The sequence below is a fragment of the Lachnospira sp. genome, from assembly GCF_016290755.1.
GTDB classification, from domain to species: Bacteria; Bacillota; Clostridia; order Lachnospirales; family Lachnospiraceae; genus Lachnospira; species Lachnospira multipara.
Map to the genome: position 1 here is coordinate 65,888 of NZ_JAEEVD010000001.1, position 21,122 is coordinate 87,009.

Genomic DNA, 21,122 nt, shown 5'->3' on the forward strand with positions numbered 1-21,122 from the left:
ATGATAAATATTGCAGAATTATTAAAGGATGCTCCTGAAGGAATTGAGTTATGGTTTACTTTGTACGGTAAAGTAAAACTTATATCAGTTAATTTTTATGAATCCTATCCTATTCAAATCAGATTAAATGATAATACTGTAGAAAAATTAGATAAATATGGTAGATACTTTAATCATTATGAAGATGCTGAATGTGTTCTTTTCCCCAGCAAAGATTGCCGTACTTGGGAGGGGTGGCAGACACCCGTTGAACACAAATTCAAAGTGGGGGATTGGATTACAGATGGTCATTGTATATGTCAAATTTCATCTATCGATAGTCGTTATTGGTATTCAGAAACTTGTGTATTAGGTAATATTATATCTATTGATAAAACATTTCATCTTTGGACTGTCCAAGATGCCAAGGATGGGGATGTACTTGTAAGTGGAATTGGTAATCCATTTATTTACAATAGTACTTATAAAAATGTTGAGTCCTCATTTATAGGCTCTTATGTTGGAGTTTCTCGAAATGGAGAAATTAGGTTAGATTTGTTTCCAAGTAAGGCCTGGACCAGCGTAAAAGATGTAAAGCCCGCCACTAAAGAGCAACGTAACTTGCTCTTTGCCAAGATGCGAGAAGCAGGGTATCAGTGGGATGCCGACAAGAAGGAACTGCGCAAAATCAAGCCCCACTACGACATTGCCAACTTTAAGCCTTTTGACAAGGTGCTTGTGAGGGAATCAAATAGGAGTACATGGGCTATTGATTTCTACGGTTTTGTTGATGAAGACAACTTATTTATCTGTAGTGGTTATGGCTATTATCCGCAGTGCATCCCCTTTGAGGGCAACGAACATCTGCTTGGCACTACTGATATGCCCGATGAAAGATTTATTAACTGGTAATTGAATTATGACAAGAGAAGAAAAGAACGCCTATAAGTTTTGGCGAAGATTTTATCTAATAGTACTTATTGTCGCTATTATTGCTATTTGTCTTTGTTCATGTGCAGAACACAAGTATTGTAATAGACACTTTGAAACTGGAGTAGTTGAATACGTAGAAAAGAGTCATGCTTATGCAAAGTATAAAGTTTGTGTAAAAGAACATGGTATGGGTACTCTTACTAAGTTTGATTATTATTGGTTTTATACTAACGACCTATTACAAGTTGGTGATACTATTCACATAGGTAAAAAGTGATTGAACTATGAAAGAGGTTTATGTAAGTTACGAAGTAGCCGAACTCCTTAAAGAGAAGAGGTTTGATTGGGAATGCCGCAGTTATTATGAATATTTTAGTTCAAATGTAACCTTGTTTCAAGGAATGTTACCTGAATTATCAGAAGCTGCATTTAATTTTAATAATAAAGGAACTGATATATGTAGTAGGCCAACTCAACAAATGGCTTGCCGTTGGTTAAGAAAACGTGGTATTCACATTATGCCAACAATAGGATGTGATGTCGATAGAACACCTCGTATCTTTTACAGAGCCATAATTGCATTATTCAATGATTATGATGACATAGATTATCGTGACCCTCTTGATGAGAATGGTTATGATGAGCCAGAAGATGCCATTGAAGCAGCATTGGAATATTGTTTAACTAATTTGATTTGACTATGAGAATGTATGGTTTTGTATGGTCAATGGGATGGCCGTGTATTTGCTTCGGCAAGAAGTCTTGGTTCTTCAAGATATACTACGGGAAAGCCATAAAACGGTTTAGGTTTCAACACTGGATTGCTGATACAAAAACAGTATGGTTTCAACGTGTTAATTCTTATCCATTCAGGTTCTTTGGCATCATGATTTTGCCAAACGAGGACATTTACGATTTATCTTAAAATTTGATTTGATATGAGTAAACAAATGGACATTTACACGGAATTAGACAACTTTATTGAAGAGAATGAAGGTCAAGTAACATTGACTGATGTGGCAAAGCATTTTACAGATTATGGCTGCAACTATACCGTTGATAAGACTTGCGAATGGCTGGACTCATACTTTGAGGATGGTTATGATTTATGTGATGATTACCGTAAAGCAATGGAGATATGAAAAAAGAATATTTTTCTAAGCATTTTTGCGATGAAAGTAAACTCGTTGATTTTCTAAACGAAAGAGTAAATGATGTTAATGTTATTTCAATAACATATAATGGTCGTTCATTAACACCTTATTATGTGTTGTTTTATTGGTGTTATGAACCGAAGGAAGAGTGATTATGTTTGACTTTTTAATAGTAACAATGGTTGTTTATGCGTTATCATCAACTTGTTTTTTGATACACATAACAAGAAAGGTGAAATAATTATGACAATAAAGATTTATAATAAAGATAATGTCTTTGTAAGAATGTATGAGTCTGATGCAGTACCCAATGTTAGTGATAAAGTTTGCATATTTCTCGGAGGTGTAAATAATCGTTATTGTAAAGGTAAGGTTACAGAGCGATTATTTGGTGAAAACTGTGTAGCACTCACAATAGATTCAGAGGATAAACCACTCTCAAATTATGAAATAGAAGCGGACGAATACCAATGGCTTGACGAATATGACGATTGGTAATTATTAATAGAAGGAGGAGTAAAATATGACACTTGATGAAGCAATAAAACACGCACAAGATGTTGCTGATACTAATTGTGGCCAGTGTGCAGAAGACCATAAGCAACTAGCCGAATGGTTGAAGGAGCTAAAAGAACTTAAAGAACAAGGTTGGCATCCAGCAAGCGAGTTACCCTCATTGAATAAAGATGGTAATTGGTATCACAGGCATTTTGATAACGCGCAAGATGTATGTACCTTCTTAAACGAAAACGGTTTGATGCCTGGAGATTTTGTCCTTGGTAAATGTAGTACTGGTGCAACATACACTATACTTTATTACTCAGATAAGTATTTGTATTAAATGGTGGTGTTATCCACCAAAAAAAGAATTAATTATCAAAGAATTGTGTGAAAGATAAGGAGAACTGATTATGGATAATTTTTACAAAGGAGAATTTGTACATCTTTTGATTGATACTGCACACAAACTTGAAAGTATAAGAGACGATATTAAAAATCATCCAAGAGGAAGCAGTGTCTTTGGTGCAATGTCTAAAGATTATATCAACGAAGCTGTAAGAAAAATACGAAAATTATCTTATAGAATATTAGACGGAGAGGTAGAGTGATTATGACTTGTATAATAATATTAGGTATTATTGCAATATTTGTAGCATGTGGAATATGTTTTTGGTTAGGATATTTGTGCGGTTCAGATAAATATTCACATTATGGTAGCAACAACAATCGAACAAAGTAAACATCTGCTAGAGCTTGGGTTAGACCCCAAGACAGCGGATTGTAATTGGAACATAACATTCGGTGAATGGGCTTTATGTGTTGGCAAGAATAATCTACCACACGCTGTTCCAGCATGGAGTTTAAGCGCATTACTTGAAGTGATGAGAAAATTAAATGCAACAATTACTTTGCAAATAATTAATAATTTTGCATTCTTACGTATTAAAGACAATGGGTTTATATGGCAGAAAGACATACACGTCAAAGATCCAATGGATGCCGTATATGGTGGTATGTTATGGCTGTTTGAACAAGGACTGATTAAGAAAGAAGGACAAGATGAAAGCACGAGTTAAAGCAACAGGAAAACTTTTAGAAAATGTTATTCCTATTATGTCAGTAGATAGTAAGATTGTTATGTTTCATGAATATGGAACAGAGAATGATTATTACTACTATGAAGATTTAGATTTTAGTAATACTATTGACTGGGAACAAGTCCGCATTGATGCTGCTATCAAGTTAACCTGTGCATTGAGTGATAAAATGCTCAGAGCTGGTTATAGCGAACAACAAGTCGCAGAGCAAGCAGTGAAACTTGCTGATGCTTTGATTGCTGAACTACGAAAGGAGGAGTGAAGTATGGTTTTTCTATACATATATTTGTCTGGAGTTGTTACAGTAATGATACTGTGGATTTTCATAAAGTGGTTAAGACCTGCTGCCAAGTGGGAAGCCATTGTTGACTGTTTGCTTTCGTGGATTACTATAGGTATGATTATATCTGTGTATATTGATAGTTGGAAACTGACACGAAAAATCCGTAAAATGTCGGATGAGGAATTATTAAAACAAGAAGAAAAAGATGAAGAAGTGGTCTGAATTAAAGCATACAACAAGGTGTGTAATAGTTGATATTGTTTGTACTGTGCTGTGTATACTATTATTGACTTTCTGTTCTTGTGATGATTATCATTACGCAAAAGGTGGTATTATAACAGAGGTTAAAGTTCATTGCGATAAGAAGATGGCTAATGGTGAATACCTTGATGCAAGATACAGATGCAAAGTAAAATGCAGTTCTTTTTATAATGGATTTTCCACTGATTTTTATTTATTAACTGACTCTTTATATCAAGTTGGTCAAAGAGTACAAATTAAGTAAACATAGATAGTGATGATTAATTTAATAATAATACTTCCCATTCTTATACCCTATCTTATTGTTGGTTTTATAATTGGGGCATTTGCACAAGATGATAGTACTCTTGAAAAGTTGGGACCTATTGGCTGGTTAATAACTTTATTTATAATTGTTGCATGGCCATTATTTTTCCTACTAATATGGTTATTTGGAGAAGATGGTTTTTTAGAAATATGTTCAAAGAAAAATAAATTATAAAAATATGAAGTGGATTGTACTCATACTATGCTTAATTTTACTTTTCGGTCCAGCAATTTGTTTTTGGCTAGTCAGTTATATATGGGAAAAATCTGATGAAAACTCTATAGAAGATTCAAAAAATAAAAATACCTTATGGTCATTTGATGAATGTTCCTATAAGGGGTCATGTTTAACAGATTGTACTTATAGAGCTGAATGCCCTTATTATTCATACTAATAAAAGGGAATAAGATATGGATGATCAAGAAATTTTAAATGAACTTCTCGATATTAGACATCGATGGGAGCAAGAACTTGAAGATCTTGAAAGACGTTGTAAAGAATGTCGCGTACAGATTGAGAAGGATACTAGACTTATTGTTTTATTAGAAGAAAAAATATACAAAAAATGAAACCTTTACTGTTGAAAATATTTGATAAAAAATTTAATTTAATTACTCAAATTCTTTGGGAATATAAAATACCTTCAGAAGGAGATCGTATAAGATGTAAAGACAATTTAGACAATATTGTTGATTGTAAAGTAGTATTAAAAGTATATGATTTTACAGATAAAAGTATAATATTAAATACAGATTATGAAAGAGATTAATTCAAGTTGATTAAAATATGTATAAAGTTAAATGTTATCACAATAGAGAAGCATGGGTTAGAGGTGACTTAGAAGAAGAAGAAGTACTGGTATTCTCTGATATATTTAAAACAAAAAAAGCTGCTAAAGAATATATAGAAAATAAAGTTAGAGGTAAGTCAAATGTAACTAGAGAATACCATCGAGGAGATAAAACAAGTTATGTATGGTATAATACAGGGCATGAATGGATTAATGAAAATTCTGGAGAACCTTGTTACGAGTGTTATACTTATACTATTGATAAAATTAATCCAAAATGAGACTAATAGACCCTGCTGTTGAATATATTCCCCAAGGAAATTCTTTAGAAGATGCTTATAAACATATAGAATTATGTGCTAGAACATGTTATAAATCAGAAGATAAAATAACAACTGATAGTGCAAAAAAGATGATAGATAATCTCATAAAGGATGGTCATACTTCAATGCTTGAACATGGTACTATATATTTAGCAGTTCCAATTACAACTAATCATTCTGGATTTGGAGTATATAGGTATGAAGAAAATCCATATTCTAAAGTGTATACAACTGAAGGTTTATCTATGTATGATGAATTTGGAGATTCATGTGATGGATGGTTAATAACAACTAATCTTAGAGTTATTATAGAAAATCATTGGGAAGATGATCTTGAATATTTATGTGAACCTACAGCATTTCATTATAAAAGATATACTATGAAATTCACTTGTGCTAGAATTGATTCACAATCTATAACCAGATATAGACATAATAGTTTCGCACAAGAAAGTCAAAGGTGGTGTAATTACTTTAAAGCTTCATTTGGAAGTTCGGTAACTTTTTCTAAACCAGTTTGGATAAAACCTGAAGATTTAAAAGAGCTAGAAGAAGATGTAAAAATATCTGAAAAACTATATTTTAAGTGGCTAGGAAAAGGTTATAAACCTGAACAAGCCCGTTATTTTCTTATAAATGGAACTAAGACTGAAATTATGGTTACTGGTTTTATGAGTGATTGGGAACATTTCTTTGATGAAAGAATTACAGGAACTACAGGTAGACCTTCTCCAGATATGAAACATTTAGCTACATTAGCTTTAGATCAATTTGTTAAAAATAAGATAATTGATCCTAATTTAAACCGTTGGTAACTATGAATGATCCTAATATAAAATATTGTGAAGACTGTGGTTATGAAATAGAAGATACTAATGATACTGGAGATTTGTGCTATAGATGTTATATGAGAGAATATTATGGTGAAGAAGTATGAAATTTGTTATTGAAGAAATTCTTTGGAGTTACACTACATCTATAAATGGATGTAAAATAAACAGTAAGTATCTATATGTTATACGATTAAAAAAATCTTTTCTTCAGTTTTTTAAAAGAAAGAAATACTTAAGAATAAATTCTTGTTATAATGATAAATATTTAGTAACTCTAACTACAGATAGTAATCATGCTACCAAATACAAGACTGAGGAAGAAGCCTCAAAAAGACTCCAAGATATGTTAAATAATCCAGAAAATTATGAAACATGATATCTTATAAAGAATTTGAAGAGTATTATATGTTTTTGGATGATTATTTATTCAATACTTTTGAAGAGATTAAATCTTTAAAGTGTTTTAATATAGGATATAATACTCAATATGAAGGAATTATTGATATATCTTCTGATACTATTACTATCGCTTTTGTGTATTTAGATTCAGATGGAAACTATACCGATTATACAGAATCTTTAAAGATTCCAAGTAATGTAGTATTTGATGAAGATGCTTTACACGATTGGATTCAAATAAATAAAGCTAATGGAGCGTTTAATACCTGAGAATTGCGAAAAACTTCAAAGTTTAGGACTTCCAGTTGATTTTGCGAATGGAAGCTTTTTTAAACCTGATGGTAAAACTTACTGTTATTGTGCTATACCCTACATATTAAATAGTCATACCTGTATACCATGTTGGTCATTGAATAATCTATTTGAATATTTAAATTCAACATTTGGACAAGATGATATAATTTTAAGTAATTCTGGAACAGGTTATTGGACTATTGTAGTAAAGTCTTGTGAAAAGATAGCTAATGGTAAAACAGTACTAGAAGCAGTGTATAATGTTATTATAAATATACTTAATAAAGATGCCTAGAGAGATATATAGAGAAAATTTTCCTAGTATTGCTAATCTAATTTCTACTATAGATAATAGAAAAAATTGTCATGTTATGAGGAAGGAACATTCTTCACAAACAGAAGAAAGTCGTGGAGGTAGTTGGTATAATACTAGAAATTATAAAGAAGCATGTGAATTTGCTAAATTTGGATGGCCTGATGTTTTAGATGATTTAAAGAAAGCTTTAAGGGCTTCTATTAAAAATAGTGCTAAATATCAAGTTACTCAAAAGACTATGCCTTCAAGTAGTATTGTTGGATACGTACCTCATGTTCCAAATGCAATACAAAATCTTCCAAATAGTATGATTAATACTGAAAGATTTCCTCAAAAAAGGAAAACTATTCACGTTATTTATTGCAATGGAGGTAATTGTTGTGAAGATCCTGAATTTTATTTAAATGCAGGAACTGCAATGATAAATGCCCTTAATATTATTGAAAGAACTGGTGTACAAGTTAAAATTGATTTGTGCTTTAAACCATCTGAATGTGGAAATGAGGTTGTTTGTCCAACAGTAACTTTGAAGGATTATGGACAACGATTTGATTTATTAAAACTTTGCTTTCCTTTGGCAAATTCTTCAATGCAAAGAAGGCTTGGTTTTAAATGGTTAGAGACTTGTCCTACTATTACAAATTCTAGTTGGGCAGGTGGTTATGGTAGAACTATAACTAGTCATGATACTTGTGTAGAAATACTTGGTGATGATTCTACGTATGTATTATCAAATTTCTGGATAAGGTCTAATGACTATAGTGTCGAAAAAATACTAGAATATTTAGGATTTAAAATTAATAATAAATGAAAACAATAGAAGAAATAAAAGCAGAGTTAGATAAAGATTTAACATCCCCTAAAGGGAAACGTACAAGTTCTGCAACTAAAGCTGTAGAAGCCATTCAAAAAGTTATAGTTGAAACTGTTGTAGGAGATGGTTTAGATGAAATAGTAAAATCTATTAAACCTGAACTTGATAGAAAGCTTATAGAAATTTATGGTAAACTTCCAGAAGTACATGTCATAAAAACTTCTACAGGTACTACAAAAATTAAAGGTACTACTCATGAAAAATTCGATAGGGTTCTTCAGTTAGTATCTGCTAATATTCCAGTATTTTTAACTGGAGAAGCAGGTACTGGTAAGAATGTTATTTGTAAACAAGTTGCAGAAGCTCTTAATTTAGACTTCTATTTTACTAATGCAGTAACCCAAGAATTTAAATTAACTGGATTTATTGATGCTTCTGGCAAATATCAAAAGACTCAATTTTATGATGCATTTACTAAAGGAGGAGTATTCTTCTTAGATGAGATGGATGCTTCTATTCCTGAGGTATTAGTTATTCTTAATGCTGCTATTGCTAATAGGTATTTCGATTTTCCTATTGGTCGTATAGAAGCGCATGAGAATTTTCGTGTAATTGCTGCTGGTAATACTGTAGGTAAAGGTGCTGATAACAATTACACTGGTAGGTATTGTATTGATGCAGCTTCTCTGGATAGGTTTGCATTAATAAATATTAATTATTCTGAAAAAATTGAGTTAAATATTTGTGAAAATAACGAAGAATTAGTTAACTTTGCACATAAATTTAGACAAGCAACACATGACTGTGGAATTGAATGTTTATTCTCATATCGTTCTATTATAAGAATTCATGAAATGGAGAAACTTGAAATTCCATTGTATGAAATAATGGATACTTCTGTATTCAAAGGTATGCCTGAAGATGATAGAAATATTCTTATTGAAGCTCTAGAAAGAGCTGGTATAAGTACCAACAGTAAATATTATAAAGCATGTAAAGGTCCAAATTTTCAGATGTAAAGGTTCCCAAAGAACAACAAAGTGTTATAGAACCCCAACACACCCTATCAGGAGATCCAGGAAGTCTAAGTCTTAGTGATGAAGAAATAAATGCAGTACTTAATAATAGTAAGTACAGAGGATTTAAAGATTATCATCCAGGTTTTATAAATGAAAAACCTTATGATCAAATCCCTGGCCCTGGTAAAATAAACCATATACATAAAATATGGGTACAAAACGGAAAAATAGTTGGAGATTTCTGGGTTTGGGAACCTACTTATTGGCCTTTACCTTTTTAAAATAATATAACCCTTTATAGGGTTATATATGCCTCTATAGTTCAACGGATAGAATAAGGGATTTCTAACCCCTCGATCTGAGTTCGATTCTCAGTGGAGGTACTATTAGATAATAAATATTAATTAATTAAATAAATAACATGAAAGAAAATAATATTACTTAGAATTTAGGATTAGATACTGTTCCATAGTATTTTTTTGGTGGTATATTTGATCCTTTTATGTGGGTTTTAGGGAAAATCATAAAAGAATCGTCTAAAAAAGAGGATGATAAAAATACTACAAAAGATGTAAGTTCAAAAAAATCAAAAACAGCTAGTACAGGAAAAAAATCTACTACTTATACTACTAGAACTGTAACTACTTCTACTCCTCAAAGTTCTACATCTTCTAGCAATACTTCAACTAGTAATATGGATTGGATGTCTGAGTATGGTTCTCCACAAACTACTACTGAAACTACTTAGCAAGAAGAGGTGGAGGAGAGAGAGCCTTTTAACGCAGTAGAAAAAGTATGGAATGATGATGTATTAAGTAAAGTAGATACTGCTGTTGCTAGTAGATATTTAAAAAATAATTTACAAGATCTTTTGAATTTATATAATATGAAGGTTGCAGAAACAATAGGACAAAAAAGAGGATAATAATTATGGCAATTAAAAGAAAAAGTAATTCAAATTAGTATTGGACTTAGAAGTTTACAAATATGGAGTCCATATATGATAAGGATGGGAATATAAGAAATGATTTAGGAATCGATAGAGATTAGTTAAATAAATTATATGGTGAAGCTGTAAATAAAGGATATGGTAGTTTTTATGATAAAAATACCAATAAAGAATATACTATATATGCTCATAGATATGATGATAATGGTAATAAAATTGGTATAAATACTACTGGTAAGGGTATAACAGATTCTAATACAAATAAGGATAGGGACCCTTTAGAAAGTTACCAAGTGTTAAAAGCTACGCATAATTATAACCATAAAAACGATTTACAAGAATATTCTGATTTAAATAGTTATATAAGACCTAGTGTTGTTTCTGAAGCTTCAGCAATTGGAAAATTAGACATACCTGAAATTACAATGGGACCTAGCTATGAAGGAATAAAGTATCCAAAACCTAAAAATTTTGATTTCGGATTAAATCAAGATTAGATAATAAATTTAAATAGTATCCCCGAAACAGGTAGAAAATCTAATTTTAGACAAACTCTAGGATTATATGAAGATTCTGATAAATATTTCAATAATCCAGATGTTATAAGGAGTATGAATTACTACTATGGAGCAGGTGATTGGGATGGTGATTATTATCTACACCCAAGTGGAGGCTATATAGATCCTAGAAATTCTATGAGAAGTACTTTAGACTATATTTACAATAATGCTAACCTTACCAAAGATAGAATGGGTAAAACTCAGAATTATCTTACTATGGAATCTTAGAGGTTAGATAGAGGTATTGGAAATTATGATGGTATATCTTACCGCAATTTATTAGACTACTTTAGTAATAAAGATAATCAATAGTGGCAAGCAGGAAAATATAGTAATGATTATAATAAGTTTATGTAGGAATTATTTGAATTAGGTGCTTCTAGGAATGGTATGTAGAAACATGAATTAAAACGTTTATTTGGAAATTCTTACGATGATGTTATGAAAAATATCCAAACTTATTATGGAGCAACTTTAAAAGATGGAGGAGTAATAAAAATGTTATTTATTTAATAGATAATAATAAATTATAGTATGTATAAAGTTTATACTGATGGAGCCTATTCCCCACGAAAAGATGTTGGTGGAATAGGTTTTATCATTTTAAATGACAAAGGTAGTGTAGTAGCAGAATTTAATAAATCCTATACTAATACTACAAACCAGCGAATGGAACAAATGGCTGTTATTCAAGCACTTAAATCTATAACAGTTCCTTCTGAAATAGAAGTGTATTCTGATTCAGCATATGTTGTGGAAACTTATAATAGTGGTTGGAAACGTAATTGTAATAATGATTTATGGACAACCATAGATTTATTATTAAAGTTTCATAAATCAGTTAAATTTATCCATGTTAGAGGTCACAATGGAGATGATTTAAATGAAAGGTGCGATAGAAATGCTAGAGCAGCTGTAGAAAGATCAAGTTATATTAAACCTAATGTCTTTAAATTATAGTTAATATTTGTTAATAGTATTGCGTAATAGCATTATTTTATGTAACTTTGTAGTTACATAAACTATAAAAATTATGAGAATAATTGAATCTGAAAAACAAAAACCTACTAATATTGACACTGTAGAAGTAGTAATATTAGAAGATACAACTAATTCTAAAGATACTATTAATTCTATTGAAGATACTAAGAAAGTTACAGATTTAGATAATGCTTTAATTAAACAAGTAAAACATTATTTAAGTAAGCATAAAGCTTATTTAGATATAATAGGTTATTATTATCATAATGGATTATTTAAGTTAAAAGAATTCTTTTATAGACAACAATTAGATTCTCTTAATAATGCATTATGTCTTCATAAAGGTTTATTAGACAGTGGTATAGAAATATCTTGTAAAGATGCTACTATAGATATTGATATAAAAAATTTAATAGAATCCCATAAAGACCCTATTATATTATTTAATAAACTAGAAGAAGAATCTTATAATAATCTTTTAAATATATTTGAAATTGCTTGTGAAAATAAGAACACTCCCTTAAAACTTACAGTGATGAATCTACTGCAAGTGGCCAGTGAGAAGAAAAAATTATCAGAAAAATTATTAAAGATAGTTGATTGTAGTTCTGATTGGTTATCAATACAAGATACAACATGCAGTTTGTAAACTTCTTTAAAAATAAAAATAATATAACAGTATTATTAGTAACTTTAATAGTTGTTATACTTGGAATATGGACTTATAGATGTGTTTCAAGACCAGTAAAAACAGATCCTTATAAAGAACTAGTACAAAAAATAGATTCTTTAAATTCAAAAATAGAAACTCTAGAATTACAAAGAGATACTATAAATAATTAGATTACTTTATCTAAAGAAAAAGTAATTTACATAAAGACTGAATATGAGAAGGATCGTAATACTGTTATTAATTAGTCTGTTGCAGACGACTGTGACTTTTTCTCAAAGTATATCTTATCCCAAACAAATTAATGATTCTGTTGTAGAGATTACAGCAGAACAATTGAAAAAAACTAATCTTATATTTGTAGAACACAAATCTTTAAAATCTGAAAATAAAGAATTACATTTTCAAATAGAAAAATATAAAGATTTAATTAATAATTATAATCAACAGGATTCTATAAATAGTATAAAAATTAGAGAATTAACAGATTATTCTAAATTTGCTAATGATCAATTAACTATTAAAGACAAGGAGATATATAAATTAAATAAACTAAAAAACAATTATAAGATTTTTACTATATGCGGTATAACTATAAGTACTGTATTAGGAGTTCTATTAATTTGTAAATGAAACATAAGGATGGTAAAGTAAGAGATTCTGGAGGAGTAATTCTAAAGTATCCTGAAAGAGATTGTATTGAATGCATAAATTATCCTTGTTTTGAAGGGATAAACAATCTATCTTGTAACTTTGCTAAATATGGTTGTCAGCAGTATGATAAGGAAAGTATTGAGAGCGGAATTAGTGACTCTTCAAAATGAGATAGACGGCTATATAACTTATGTATTTAGAAACCCTGAAGCTCAATTGACCTCTGAAAAATATATTATGTGTACGAGATTTCCAAATTGGAAAACTGACGATATAAATATAGGAGATAAAGGATTTTTAGAATATAACGAAGTATTGGCTGGAGATGATTATTGGTTTGACTATTATAATAATATATATGTACCTTACAAGTATACCAATAATCATTTTATAAATTTTATTAAAGATAAGGAACCCATAAAAAAAGAGATAATACTATGAAAATAAGTAAATATATTTATATATGATAGAGGAAAGATATAAAGAAGCATTGGAAAAGAAGAAAAATGATATTAAATCATTTGTTTGGAAAGGTAAAAAAGTTATAAAGAATGGAGAAATTATTCAAGATGAGAAACGTCTTGTAGATTGTTCTGATGAAGAACTGAAAAGTTTTTATACTCATTGTGAATCTATGCTTTATAATAATTCTAAGGACAACCCTGGAAGATATGTTGTTCTAGAATTAATCCATGATCAAATAAGTAAATGCAATGCTGAATTATTTATCAGATGGCTTGAAAAATCAAGAGATACTTCTAGATTTGTATTTTTAACAACCTTAAGAGATTTACTCAATAATAATCCTCAAATAGACCCTAAAGAAAATACTGTAGCTATTGCAGTAGGAGATTGTCCTAAAGAATTTCAAAATATTAAAATAAATACTGCTTTAGAAGCTTGTTTAGATACTTTAGGTAAATTCTCAAAAAGTCATATCACTTTATCATTTCTATTAAAACAAGGAGTATATCTTACAGAAGATGATTTAAAGAATATTCCTAAGAATGCTAATAAAGTAGAATATATAAGAGGCTGTCTTGACTTAAAACCGACTGTTAACATTTATGTAAGTTCTAAAGGACTGACTCTAGATCAAATGAAAGCTATGATTACATTGCGTAATCGTAAATATTCTGAATTATCTACAACTCAACTTGAAACATTACGTAATAGAATTTTATTTGCTCTAGAAGATGATGTTAGAACTCATATAAAACAATGGGAAGAAAGAGAAAGACAAATTAAACTTGTTCTTAAGTCTAGAGGAATTTCTATAGGAAACGATGGTGAGTCTGTATGATGAAACTTCTAGTAGAAGTATTAGACAAAAGACTTGCGTAGATAATTGGGTAAAAAATAAATGTGTTGGTACTGTAGTAGCAGCTACAGGATTTGGTAAAACTAATATAGGATTAATGGCTATTAAAAGATTCTTGGCCAAAAATCCCAATAGAAAAGTTTTGATAGTAGTACCAAGTGATCCTATAAAATTACAATGGGAATCTAAATTACAAGAATGGGACTTAAAAGCAGAAGTCAAAACTATGTACATTACTTCTCACACAGAAAGTATTTGTGATTTATTAGTTATAGATGAAGTCCATAAAATAGCTGCTCCTACTCTTTATTCTACATTTGAAAATATTACTTATAAAATAATATTAGGTTTAACTGCCACCTTTGAAAGGCTAGATGGAAGAGACATTCTTCTTTCAAAACATGCTCCAGTAATAGATGAAGTAACTGTTACTGAATCAATTGAAAATAATTGGTTAAGTGATTACAGAGAATATTTAATATTAGTTACTCCAGATGATATAGAAGAATACAATAAAATAAATAAAGAATTTATAGAACATTTTTCGTATTTTAACTATAACTTTGGAACTGCTATGAAAATGGCTACTGACTGGAAAGCACGTGCTAATTTAGCTAGACAAAAATGTTCTTCTCCAGATAACTTTAAGGATGTAAATAAACAAATATTAATTCATGCAATGGGTTTTAGTAGAACTCTACAAGCAAGAAAAAAATATATTAATAATCATCCAAAGAAAATAGAACTTACCAATTTAATACTGGAAAATCGACAAGATAAAAAATGTATTACCTTCAGTGCTACAATAGCTATGGCTGAAAAAATTAAATATGGAAAGGTTTACTCTGGAAAAGATTCTGCTAAAAAAGGAAGAACTACTTTAGCAGAATTTATAAATCAAGATACTGGTGTAGTAAATAGTATAGCTAAACTTAATGAAGGTTTTGACGACCCTTCTTTATCTGTAGCTGTTATACTAGGTATGAATAGCAGTAAAACTGTAAAAAAACAAAGACTTGGTAGAGTTTTAAGACATCAAGAAGGTAAAACAGTAGAAGTATTTAATATTGTATTAAAAGGTACTGTTGAAGAACAATGGTTCTATAATAGTACAAGTTCTGATAAATATATTACAATAGATGAAGATAATCTTTATCTAGTTTTAAAAGGTAAAAAGCCTGCTATAAAAAAGAATAAAGAAACCAAAATGTTATTTAGATTTTAATATAAATAATACGAGCATTTATATTAAAATACTTATGACATAGAATATCTGAGAAGATAGTAATCTATGTACAGTTAAATAGATTTAGCTCTTATAAGTCTTAAATTTATTTAATTGGAACCTTCAATTGAAACTAAATTAAAATTAATGATAAAATATGAACTTACTGCTGAGGAATTATTTATCATTGATTTACTATTTCTTGCTAGTGCAGAAGAACGTCACCCAGAATATCTATGTGAATATGTTGTTAATTCAAAAGTTCATTTAAGAGAGATACTACATTCTTTACAAGAAAAAGGAATAATATTAAAATCTTGGAAACTACCTAATACAGGGGAAAAATTTGATCCTGAAACTATAGTATTTAATAAAAATTTTATTAATAACTATAAGAAATATAGTGCAGAATTAGGAATAGAGTTCTTTAATGCTTATCCTAGTGTATGTATTATAAATGGTGTAGAAGCTCCTTTAAAGAATTTTGCTAAAAAATTTAATTCGGAAGAAGAATTTTATTTTGCATATGGAAAATCTATAGGTTGGAATCCAGAGACTCATAAAAAAGTATTAGATTTAGTACAATGGGCAAAAGATAATAACTGTCGTTTGATTAATATGAATATTTGTGACTTTGTAATATCAAAAATGTGGCAAAGTATTCAAGAATTAAAAGATGGCGGTGGAACTATAACCTTTGATACTATGCAAACAATATGATTAGTGGTAAAGAGAAACTTTTTGAACTTATAGAGAAAGGTAGAGACGGTTTTAATGTCGGACTTCCTATAGGTTTACCAAAAATGGAATTGTATATGGATGGATTATTACCAGGAGTATCTTACTTAGTAGCTGCTCAAAGTGGTGTTGGTAAGACTACTTTTACATTATATGCATTTATATATAAACCACTAATGGCATATTTAGAAGGAAAAGCTGCTATGAGAGATCCCCATTGGATAATGTTTAATCTTGAAATGACTCAAGAACAAATATATGCTAAATTAATTTCTATGTATATTTTTGATAAATATGGTGTAGAGATTTCTTTTAAAGAATTATTTTCAAGGGGTGAAGATATTAGGCTTTCAGATGAACATTTTGAATTAGTAAAATCATGTAGCGATTTTCTAGATATTTTAGATTCTAGAATAATTTTTCATGATGGGACTTTAAATGCAGAAAAGTATGAGAAAATCCTAACAAAAGATCTTGAAAGATTTGGTACTTTTACATCTAATGGTACTTTTATGCCTAATAACGATAATCAAGTTATAGGTGTAATTATAGATCATATGAGTTTAGTAAGGGCTAGTTCTGGAAGAGATAAAAAGAAAGAAATGGATGATATCTCATCATGCTCTGTAAGATTTAGAAATAATTACCATATAATAAGTCCAATCCATGTGATGCAATTTAATAGGAATGCAAATAATTCTGAAAGACTTAGACAAGGTCAACAAGAGCCTGATTCTTCCGATTTTAAAGATTCTGGTTCTATGTATGAAGATAGTCAGGTAGTTCTTGCATTACATTCTCCTATAAAATTTAAGCAGTCTAATTATAGGGGCTATAATATAAAAAAGTTAGGTCATAATTTTGTATCTTGTATTTTATTAAAATCAAGATTTGGACTTTCTGATGTTATAGATGGATTAGGATATTATGGTAATTGTGGTATTTTCAAAGAATTACCTAAAAGTGATGATATTATAGATTATGATAAATATTTAAACCCAAGTTGGGAGATAGTTCAAAAATCAGATACTCACAAAGTAATTTTTAATTTATAATTTTTTAATGGAGATACCTTTAAAGAAATTGCCGAAAGTAACACAAGACCCTAAAAATCTTATATTATATGGAGTACCTAAAATTGGAAAAACTTCTTTATTATCTACTCTTGAGGATAATCTAATAGTAGATTTTGAAGATGGTTCTGATTATGTAGAGGCTCTTAAAGTAAAAGTTAATAGTGTTAAAGATGTTAATGAACTATGTAAAGCTATAAAAGAAGCTAATTTTCCTTATAAGTTTATAACTATTGATACTATTACTGCACTAGAAGAATTTGCAAAACCATTAGCTCTTAAAATGCTTAGATTGTCTCCTCTGGGATCTAATTTTATTGGAGACGATGTATTACAAGCACCTCATGGAGCAGGTTATGGTTTCCTTAGAGAAGCTATACAAAAAATTATAGATAAACTAAGTAATTGTGCACCTAATCTTATATTAGTTGGACATGTTAAAGATAAAGCTATTATATCTATGGGAGAAAGTCAAGATACTAATATAAAAGAGTTAGATTTGACTGGTAAAACTGGTAGAATTTTAGCTGCTAAAAGTGATGCTATAGGATTTGTATACAGAGATAAGGATAGTAATTTATGTATAAACTTTGAAACAAATGGAGAAGCTACTGCAGGAGCTAGACCTGAACATTTAGCTAATAAAAGAATTGTAGTTGCTGAAAGACAACCTGATGGTTCTTTTAAATCCTGTTGGGAGCGTATATACCCATCTTTAAATAAAAAGAAATGAAATTTAAGATAGAACTTATTATAAATTTTGATCCTACTACAAGTAGGTCCAAAATTGAAACTACTAGTATATCTTTAATAGATTCTGGAGAACCTTTAACGGGTCCAATTGCTACCTTAGAAAGTAATAAAATTATTTTCAATAAGGAAGCTCTTAAATTTCTTAATAAAAATGAAGGAGATCGTATAGGTATTGATTATGGAGTATTGTCTGATGGGCTACTTCATCCTATTTTAAATTTAGAACAAGGTAATAAAATTACCAAAACAGGTACTTTAAGTTGTAGGGGTACTGCTAATGAGGTACTTTCTAAATATGGAAGTAAGTTTATTATTGAGAAATTTGATAATAAATTTATATTAACTGATTTAAAATTTAAGAAAGTTATTCATGAAGAAGATCCTGCAATAGTATTACCTTCAGAAGTAGAAGAAGCGGATATTGGAAGCTCTACTTTTAGTATTGACGATCTCATTAACGAACTAGATGAACCTACAGTAGAACCTGTAAAAGAATATAAAGATTTCTTTGGTAATACTGACGAAGGTAAAGAATTAAAAGATATTGATTTTGAATCGTTAATTGAATAAAATTTATGAATTTTAATCTAACAAATACTACTGGGGCAGCTAGTGCTCATATTAAAGCTTATGAAATTTCAAAGGTAACCTTTGAAGGCATTGAACTAAAAACGGGTACTTCTAAAAATGGAAGGGATTGGAAAGCATTACAGTTAAATTTTAAAGGTGATGGCTGGACATTTGAACCTATGTTTTTCTGCCCTGGTGAAGATGGCGAAAATAGAGTAACAGGTGAAACAGATGGCCGTAAATGGGAATTACCTTCTGCTATGGAAGATTTAATGCATAATGTAGGTCACTTTATGCATATTATTGCCCCTGAAAATTTTGAAAAACTAAAGGGTAAGATAAGTTTTGAACTTCCAAAAGAATTTGATAAACTTGTTGAAATCCTTAAGAAAGCAACTGAAAAGTCTATAGGTAAAGAATTATTTATTAAGACTGTAGCTAATAATCAAGGCTTTGCTAATCTGCCACATGTCGTTAAAATTAATTCTAAGTCTGGAGAATCCTTCTTAGGTAGTAATTGGTTAAGTGTTGATGGTAAAGATTTATCATTTACTGCTAATGAACTTAAGAAAAAAGCTGCCTTAGCTTCTATGAAGCCTTCTTCAATGAAAGATGATGATGAAGATGACTTGGAAGACGATACCATCGAAACTAGTGGAATATTGTCTATAGAGGATCTTTGATAAATAATTATGCCTATTTTTAAAATAGAACCTTCAATTACTAAAGAATTTCTATTAAGTAAAAATAGTCAAGAAACATATTTAAACTATTACCTAGGAGTTCCTGTAAGGAAAGGTTTATTTGTATCTCCTTTAAGAGATGATAAAAGACCTACTTGTGCTTTTTATACTAATAAAAAAGGGGATATTATCTTTAAAGATTTTGGATCTGATATGTGTGGAAATTTTATAAATGTCGTAATGATAAAATATAATTGTTCATACTATCAAGCTTTGAAGATAATTGCAAATGATTTTGGGTATATTAATAGTTCAATCCCCAAAAACCCAAAACCAATAAAAGTGTGTGAAGAAGAGTTTAAAGAGACTAATGAAGCAGTTATTCAAGTTAAACTCAAAAGCTTCACTACAGAAGAACTCAATTGGTGGAATAGTTACGGAGTCACAGAGGAAATCTTAAAGAAATTTAAGATTTTCTCTTGTGAAGCCGTATTTTTAAACGGTAATATATTTACTACTTATAATTCAAGACATCCTATATATGGATACTACAGAGGTAAAAACTCTAATGGTACTGAATTATGGAGAATATATTTACCAAAACATAGGCAAAAAGAACCTAAATTTTTATCTAATTGGAAATCTACTATGCTCCAAGGAGCTAAACAATTACCAAAATCTGGAGATTTATTAGTTATTACTAAATCTTTGAAAGATGTAGCATGTCTATATGGATTAGGTATTACAGCTGTAGCTCCAAATTCTGAAAATTTATTTATTACTGAAAATCAATTTAAAGTTTTGAGTAGTAAGTTTAAAAAAATTGTTATATTTTATGATAATGATTTACCTGGTATTCATAATATGAATAAGTTCAGAAAACAATTTAAAATAGATTGTTTTTGGATACCTAGAAAATATGGAGTAAAGGATATTTCCGATTTTTATAAAAAATATGGTAGAGAAAAAACTTTAGAATTAATAGAATATGCCAAAGAAAAAGCAAATTACAAATAAAGATTAGTTACCGCCAGAATCTTCTCAGAAGAAAAGTAATATTGGCAAAAAGAACAGACGTAAAGGTAACAGGTTTGAACTTGAAATTGTCAATAAATTAAAAGATATAGGATATTCTGGTTGTAAATCTAGTAGATCTGTTAATAAATTAGCAGATGCTAATAAAATAGATATAATAGATCAGAATGGTGAATTGCCTTGTAATATACAGACAAAAAATACTATATCTACTCCTAGATATTTTTCTATTAGAGATGCCTGCACTGATAAAACTAAACCTTTTTGTGTAATTTGGAAAAAAACTGGTGTTGGAGGTCATAACAGTCAAGGGACTGTGGCTATTATACCAGTAGATTTTTTCTTGGATTTACTTAAAAAGAATAAACAATGAGCACATTTTTAATGCCAATTTATGAATCCGATGTTGGTCCTTATATAATTGATGTAAAGGCTAATAATGGTCATGAAGCACTTCAAAAATTTGTAGAGGAATTAAAAGAAATATATGATTTACCTAAGAGTATAACTACTATTAGTGAACTTGATAAATATATAACTGAAGAATACGATAAAGGAGTGCTTATAATAGGTGAAATATATAATACAGAAGATTATAAAAAATGAT

The 21,122-nt window shown here is 29.5% G+C and carries 36 protein-coding genes and 1 tRNA gene; all 37 read left to right on the plus strand.

Going from position 1 to position 21,122, the window contains the following annotated elements:
* The 37 genes from QVA17_RS00490 to QVA17_RS00670 all read left to right on the plus strand — a co-directional run bounded on the left by QVA17_RS00490 (window position 1) and on the right by QVA17_RS00670 (window position 21,121).
* Window positions 1-891 carry a hypothetical protein gene (locus tag QVA17_RS00490; protein WP_287385644.1) on the plus strand — a complete coding sequence of 297 codons (891 nt, stop codon included), beginning with the start codon at window positions 1-3 and terminating at the stop codon, window positions 889-891.
* 7 nt (window positions 892-898) lie between these two features.
* On the plus strand, window positions 899-1,189 hold the full coding sequence (locus QVA17_RS00495) for a hypothetical protein (RefSeq protein WP_287385646.1): 291 nt from the start codon (window positions 899-901) through the stop codon (window positions 1,187-1,189).
* Between the two features lie 124 nt (window positions 1,190-1,313).
* Window positions 1,314-1,610 (plus strand): hypothetical protein, encoded by a 297-nt coding sequence (locus tag QVA17_RS00500; protein WP_287385648.1) that lies wholly within the window; start codon window positions 1,314-1,316, stop codon window positions 1,608-1,610.
* Between the two features lie 252 nt (window positions 1,611-1,862).
* Window positions 1,863-2,054, plus strand: a complete 192-nt coding sequence (locus QVA17_RS00505; protein WP_287385649.1) for a hypothetical protein — start codon at window positions 1,863-1,865, stop codon at window positions 2,052-2,054.
* Window positions 2,055-2,309: 255 nt separating this feature from the next.
* Window positions 2,310-2,564 (plus strand): hypothetical protein, encoded by a 255-nt coding sequence (locus QVA17_RS00510; RefSeq protein WP_287385650.1) that lies wholly within the window; start codon window positions 2,310-2,312, stop codon window positions 2,562-2,564.
* 25 nt (window positions 2,565-2,589) lie between these two features.
* Window positions 2,590-2,907 (plus strand): hypothetical protein, encoded by a 318-nt coding sequence (locus QVA17_RS00515; RefSeq protein WP_287385652.1) that lies wholly within the window; start codon window positions 2,590-2,592, stop codon window positions 2,905-2,907.
* Window positions 2,908-2,977: 70 nt separating this feature from the next.
* Window positions 2,978-3,175, plus strand: coding sequence for a hypothetical protein (locus tag QVA17_RS00520; RefSeq protein ID WP_287385654.1), 198 nt, complete (start codon window positions 2,978-2,980; stop codon window positions 3,173-3,175).
* Between the two features lie 102 nt (window positions 3,176-3,277).
* Entirely contained in the window at window positions 3,278-3,643 is a 366-nt protein-coding gene (locus QVA17_RS00525; RefSeq protein ID WP_287385656.1) for a hypothetical protein, read from the plus strand.
* Window positions 3,627-3,926 carry a hypothetical protein gene (locus QVA17_RS00530; RefSeq protein ID WP_287385658.1) on the plus strand — a complete coding sequence of 100 codons (300 nt, stop codon included), beginning with the start codon at window positions 3,627-3,629 and terminating at the stop codon, window positions 3,924-3,926. The genes QVA17_RS00525 and QVA17_RS00530 overlap by 17 nt, the downstream gene beginning before the upstream one ends.
* Window positions 3,927-3,929: 3 nt before the next feature.
* Window positions 3,930-4,169 (plus strand): hypothetical protein, encoded by a 240-nt coding sequence (locus tag QVA17_RS00535; RefSeq protein WP_287385659.1) that lies wholly within the window; start codon window positions 3,930-3,932, stop codon window positions 4,167-4,169.
* Window positions 4,153-4,452 (plus strand): hypothetical protein, encoded by a 300-nt coding sequence (locus QVA17_RS00540; protein ID WP_287385661.1) that lies wholly within the window; start codon window positions 4,153-4,155, stop codon window positions 4,450-4,452. The genes QVA17_RS00535 and QVA17_RS00540 overlap by 17 nt, the downstream gene beginning before the upstream one ends.
* 9 nt (window positions 4,453-4,461) lie before the next feature.
* Window positions 4,462-4,689: a hypothetical protein gene (locus tag QVA17_RS00545; RefSeq protein ID WP_287385662.1), complete on the plus strand. Its 228-nt coding sequence runs from the start codon at window positions 4,462-4,464 to the stop codon at window positions 4,687-4,689.
* Window positions 4,690-4,925: 236 nt separating this feature from the next.
* A complete protein-coding gene (locus QVA17_RS00550) occupies window positions 4,926-5,084 on the plus strand; it encodes a hypothetical protein (RefSeq protein ID WP_287385663.1) in 159 nt (52 codons plus the stop codon).
* A gap of 217 nt (window positions 5,085-5,301) precedes the next feature.
* Window positions 5,302-5,586, plus strand: coding sequence for a hypothetical protein (locus QVA17_RS00555; protein WP_287385664.1), 285 nt, complete (start codon window positions 5,302-5,304; stop codon window positions 5,584-5,586).
* Entirely contained in the window at window positions 5,583-6,443 is an 861-nt protein-coding gene (locus QVA17_RS00560; RefSeq protein ID WP_287385665.1) for an FAD-dependent thymidylate synthase, read from the plus strand. The genes QVA17_RS00555 and QVA17_RS00560 overlap by 4 nt, the downstream gene beginning before the upstream one ends.
* Window positions 6,444-6,866: 423 nt before the next feature.
* Window positions 6,867-7,130, plus strand: coding sequence for a hypothetical protein (locus QVA17_RS00565; RefSeq protein ID WP_287385666.1), 264 nt, complete (start codon window positions 6,867-6,869; stop codon window positions 7,128-7,130).
* Between the two features lie 311 nt (window positions 7,131-7,441).
* Window positions 7,442-8,281 carry a DUF7192 family protein gene (locus QVA17_RS00570; RefSeq protein ID WP_287385668.1) on the plus strand — a complete coding sequence of 280 codons (840 nt, stop codon included), beginning with the start codon at window positions 7,442-7,444 and terminating at the stop codon, window positions 8,279-8,281.
* Window positions 8,278-9,303 carry an AAA family ATPase gene (locus QVA17_RS00575; RefSeq protein ID WP_287385670.1) on the plus strand — a complete coding sequence of 342 codons (1,026 nt, stop codon included), beginning with the start codon at window positions 8,278-8,280 and terminating at the stop codon, window positions 9,301-9,303. The genes QVA17_RS00570 and QVA17_RS00575 overlap by 4 nt, the downstream gene beginning before the upstream one ends.
* Before the next feature lie 311 nt (window positions 9,304-9,614).
* Window positions 9,615-9,686: transfer RNA gene (locus QVA17_RS00580), tRNA-Arg, on the plus strand.
* A gap of 119 nt (window positions 9,687-9,805) precedes the next feature.
* Window positions 9,806-10,051, plus strand: a complete 246-nt coding sequence (locus QVA17_RS00585; protein ID WP_287385672.1) for a hypothetical protein — start codon at window positions 9,806-9,808, stop codon at window positions 10,049-10,051.
* Between the two features lie 9 nt (window positions 10,052-10,060).
* Complete coding sequence (locus tag QVA17_RS00590) at window positions 10,061-10,228, plus strand: hypothetical protein (RefSeq protein ID WP_287385673.1); 168 nt, start codon at window positions 10,061-10,063, stop codon at window positions 10,226-10,228.
* Between the two features lie 317 nt (window positions 10,229-10,545).
* Window positions 10,546-10,749, plus strand: a complete 204-nt coding sequence (locus QVA17_RS00595) for a hypothetical protein (protein WP_287385675.1) — start codon at window positions 10,546-10,548, stop codon at window positions 10,747-10,749.
* 114 nt (window positions 10,750-10,863) lie between these two features.
* The gene (locus QVA17_RS00600; RefSeq protein WP_287385676.1) at window positions 10,864-11,040 is read left to right on the plus strand and encodes a hypothetical protein; all 177 of its coding nucleotides are present in this window, start codon (window positions 10,864-10,866) and stop codon (window positions 11,038-11,040) included.
* A 306-nt stretch (window positions 11,041-11,346) separates the two neighbouring features.
* Window positions 11,347-11,772 (plus strand): ribonuclease H family protein, encoded by a 426-nt coding sequence (locus QVA17_RS00605; RefSeq protein WP_287385677.1) that lies wholly within the window; start codon window positions 11,347-11,349, stop codon window positions 11,770-11,772.
* Window positions 11,773-11,845: 73 nt separating this feature from the next.
* Entirely contained in the window at window positions 11,846-12,442 is a 597-nt protein-coding gene (locus tag QVA17_RS00610) for a hypothetical protein (RefSeq protein WP_287385678.1), read from the plus strand.
* The gene (locus QVA17_RS00615) at window positions 12,430-12,636 is read left to right on the plus strand and encodes a hypothetical protein (protein ID WP_287385679.1); all 207 of its coding nucleotides are present in this window, start codon (window positions 12,430-12,432) and stop codon (window positions 12,634-12,636) included. The genes QVA17_RS00610 and QVA17_RS00615 overlap by 13 nt, the downstream gene beginning before the upstream one ends.
* 91 nt (window positions 12,637-12,727) lie before the next feature.
* Window positions 12,728-13,096 carry a hypothetical protein gene (locus QVA17_RS00620; protein ID WP_287385681.1) on the plus strand — a complete coding sequence of 123 codons (369 nt, stop codon included), beginning with the start codon at window positions 12,728-12,730 and terminating at the stop codon, window positions 13,094-13,096.
* A gap of 144 nt (window positions 13,097-13,240) precedes the next feature.
* Entirely contained in the window at window positions 13,241-13,558 is a 318-nt protein-coding gene (locus QVA17_RS00625; RefSeq protein ID WP_287385683.1) for a hypothetical protein, read from the plus strand.
* Between the two features lie 22 nt (window positions 13,559-13,580).
* Window positions 13,581-14,420 carry a hypothetical protein gene (locus tag QVA17_RS00630; protein WP_287385684.1) on the plus strand — a complete coding sequence of 280 codons (840 nt, stop codon included), beginning with the start codon at window positions 13,581-13,583 and terminating at the stop codon, window positions 14,418-14,420.
* Window positions 14,404-15,663, plus strand: coding sequence for a DEAD/DEAH box helicase (locus tag QVA17_RS00635; protein WP_287385685.1), 1,260 nt, complete (start codon window positions 14,404-14,406; stop codon window positions 15,661-15,663). Before QVA17_RS00630 ends, QVA17_RS00635 begins: the two co-directional genes overlap by 17 nt.
* A 147-nt stretch (window positions 15,664-15,810) precedes the next feature.
* On the plus strand, window positions 15,811-16,383 hold the full coding sequence (locus QVA17_RS00640) for a hypothetical protein (RefSeq protein ID WP_287385687.1): 573 nt from the start codon (window positions 15,811-15,813) through the stop codon (window positions 16,381-16,383).
* Window positions 16,380-17,456: a DnaB-like helicase C-terminal domain-containing protein gene (locus tag QVA17_RS00645; RefSeq protein ID WP_287385689.1), complete on the plus strand. Its 1,077-nt coding sequence runs from the start codon at window positions 16,380-16,382 to the stop codon at window positions 17,454-17,456. The genes QVA17_RS00640 and QVA17_RS00645 overlap by 4 nt, the downstream gene beginning before the upstream one ends.
* Window positions 17,457-17,484: 28 nt before the next feature.
* Window positions 17,485-18,207: an ATP-binding protein gene (locus QVA17_RS00650; RefSeq protein ID WP_287385691.1), complete on the plus strand. Its 723-nt coding sequence runs from the start codon at window positions 17,485-17,487 to the stop codon at window positions 18,205-18,207.
* A complete protein-coding gene (locus QVA17_RS00655) occupies window positions 18,204-18,797 on the plus strand; it encodes a hypothetical protein (protein ID WP_287385692.1) in 594 nt (197 codons plus the stop codon). Before QVA17_RS00650 ends, QVA17_RS00655 begins: the two co-directional genes overlap by 4 nt.
* 5 nt (window positions 18,798-18,802) lie before the next feature.
* The gene (locus QVA17_RS00660; protein WP_287385694.1) at window positions 18,803-19,480 is read left to right on the plus strand and encodes a hypothetical protein; all 678 of its coding nucleotides are present in this window, start codon (window positions 18,803-18,805) and stop codon (window positions 19,478-19,480) included.
* A 9-nt stretch (window positions 19,481-19,489) separates the two neighbouring features.
* Entirely contained in the window at window positions 19,490-20,497 is a 1,008-nt protein-coding gene (locus tag QVA17_RS00665; protein ID WP_287385695.1) for a toprim domain-containing protein, read from the plus strand.
* Between the two features lie 387 nt (window positions 20,498-20,884).
* Entirely contained in the window at window positions 20,885-21,121 is a 237-nt protein-coding gene (locus tag QVA17_RS00670) for a hypothetical protein (RefSeq protein WP_287385696.1), read from the plus strand.
* Window position 21,122: the final 1 nt, after the last annotated feature.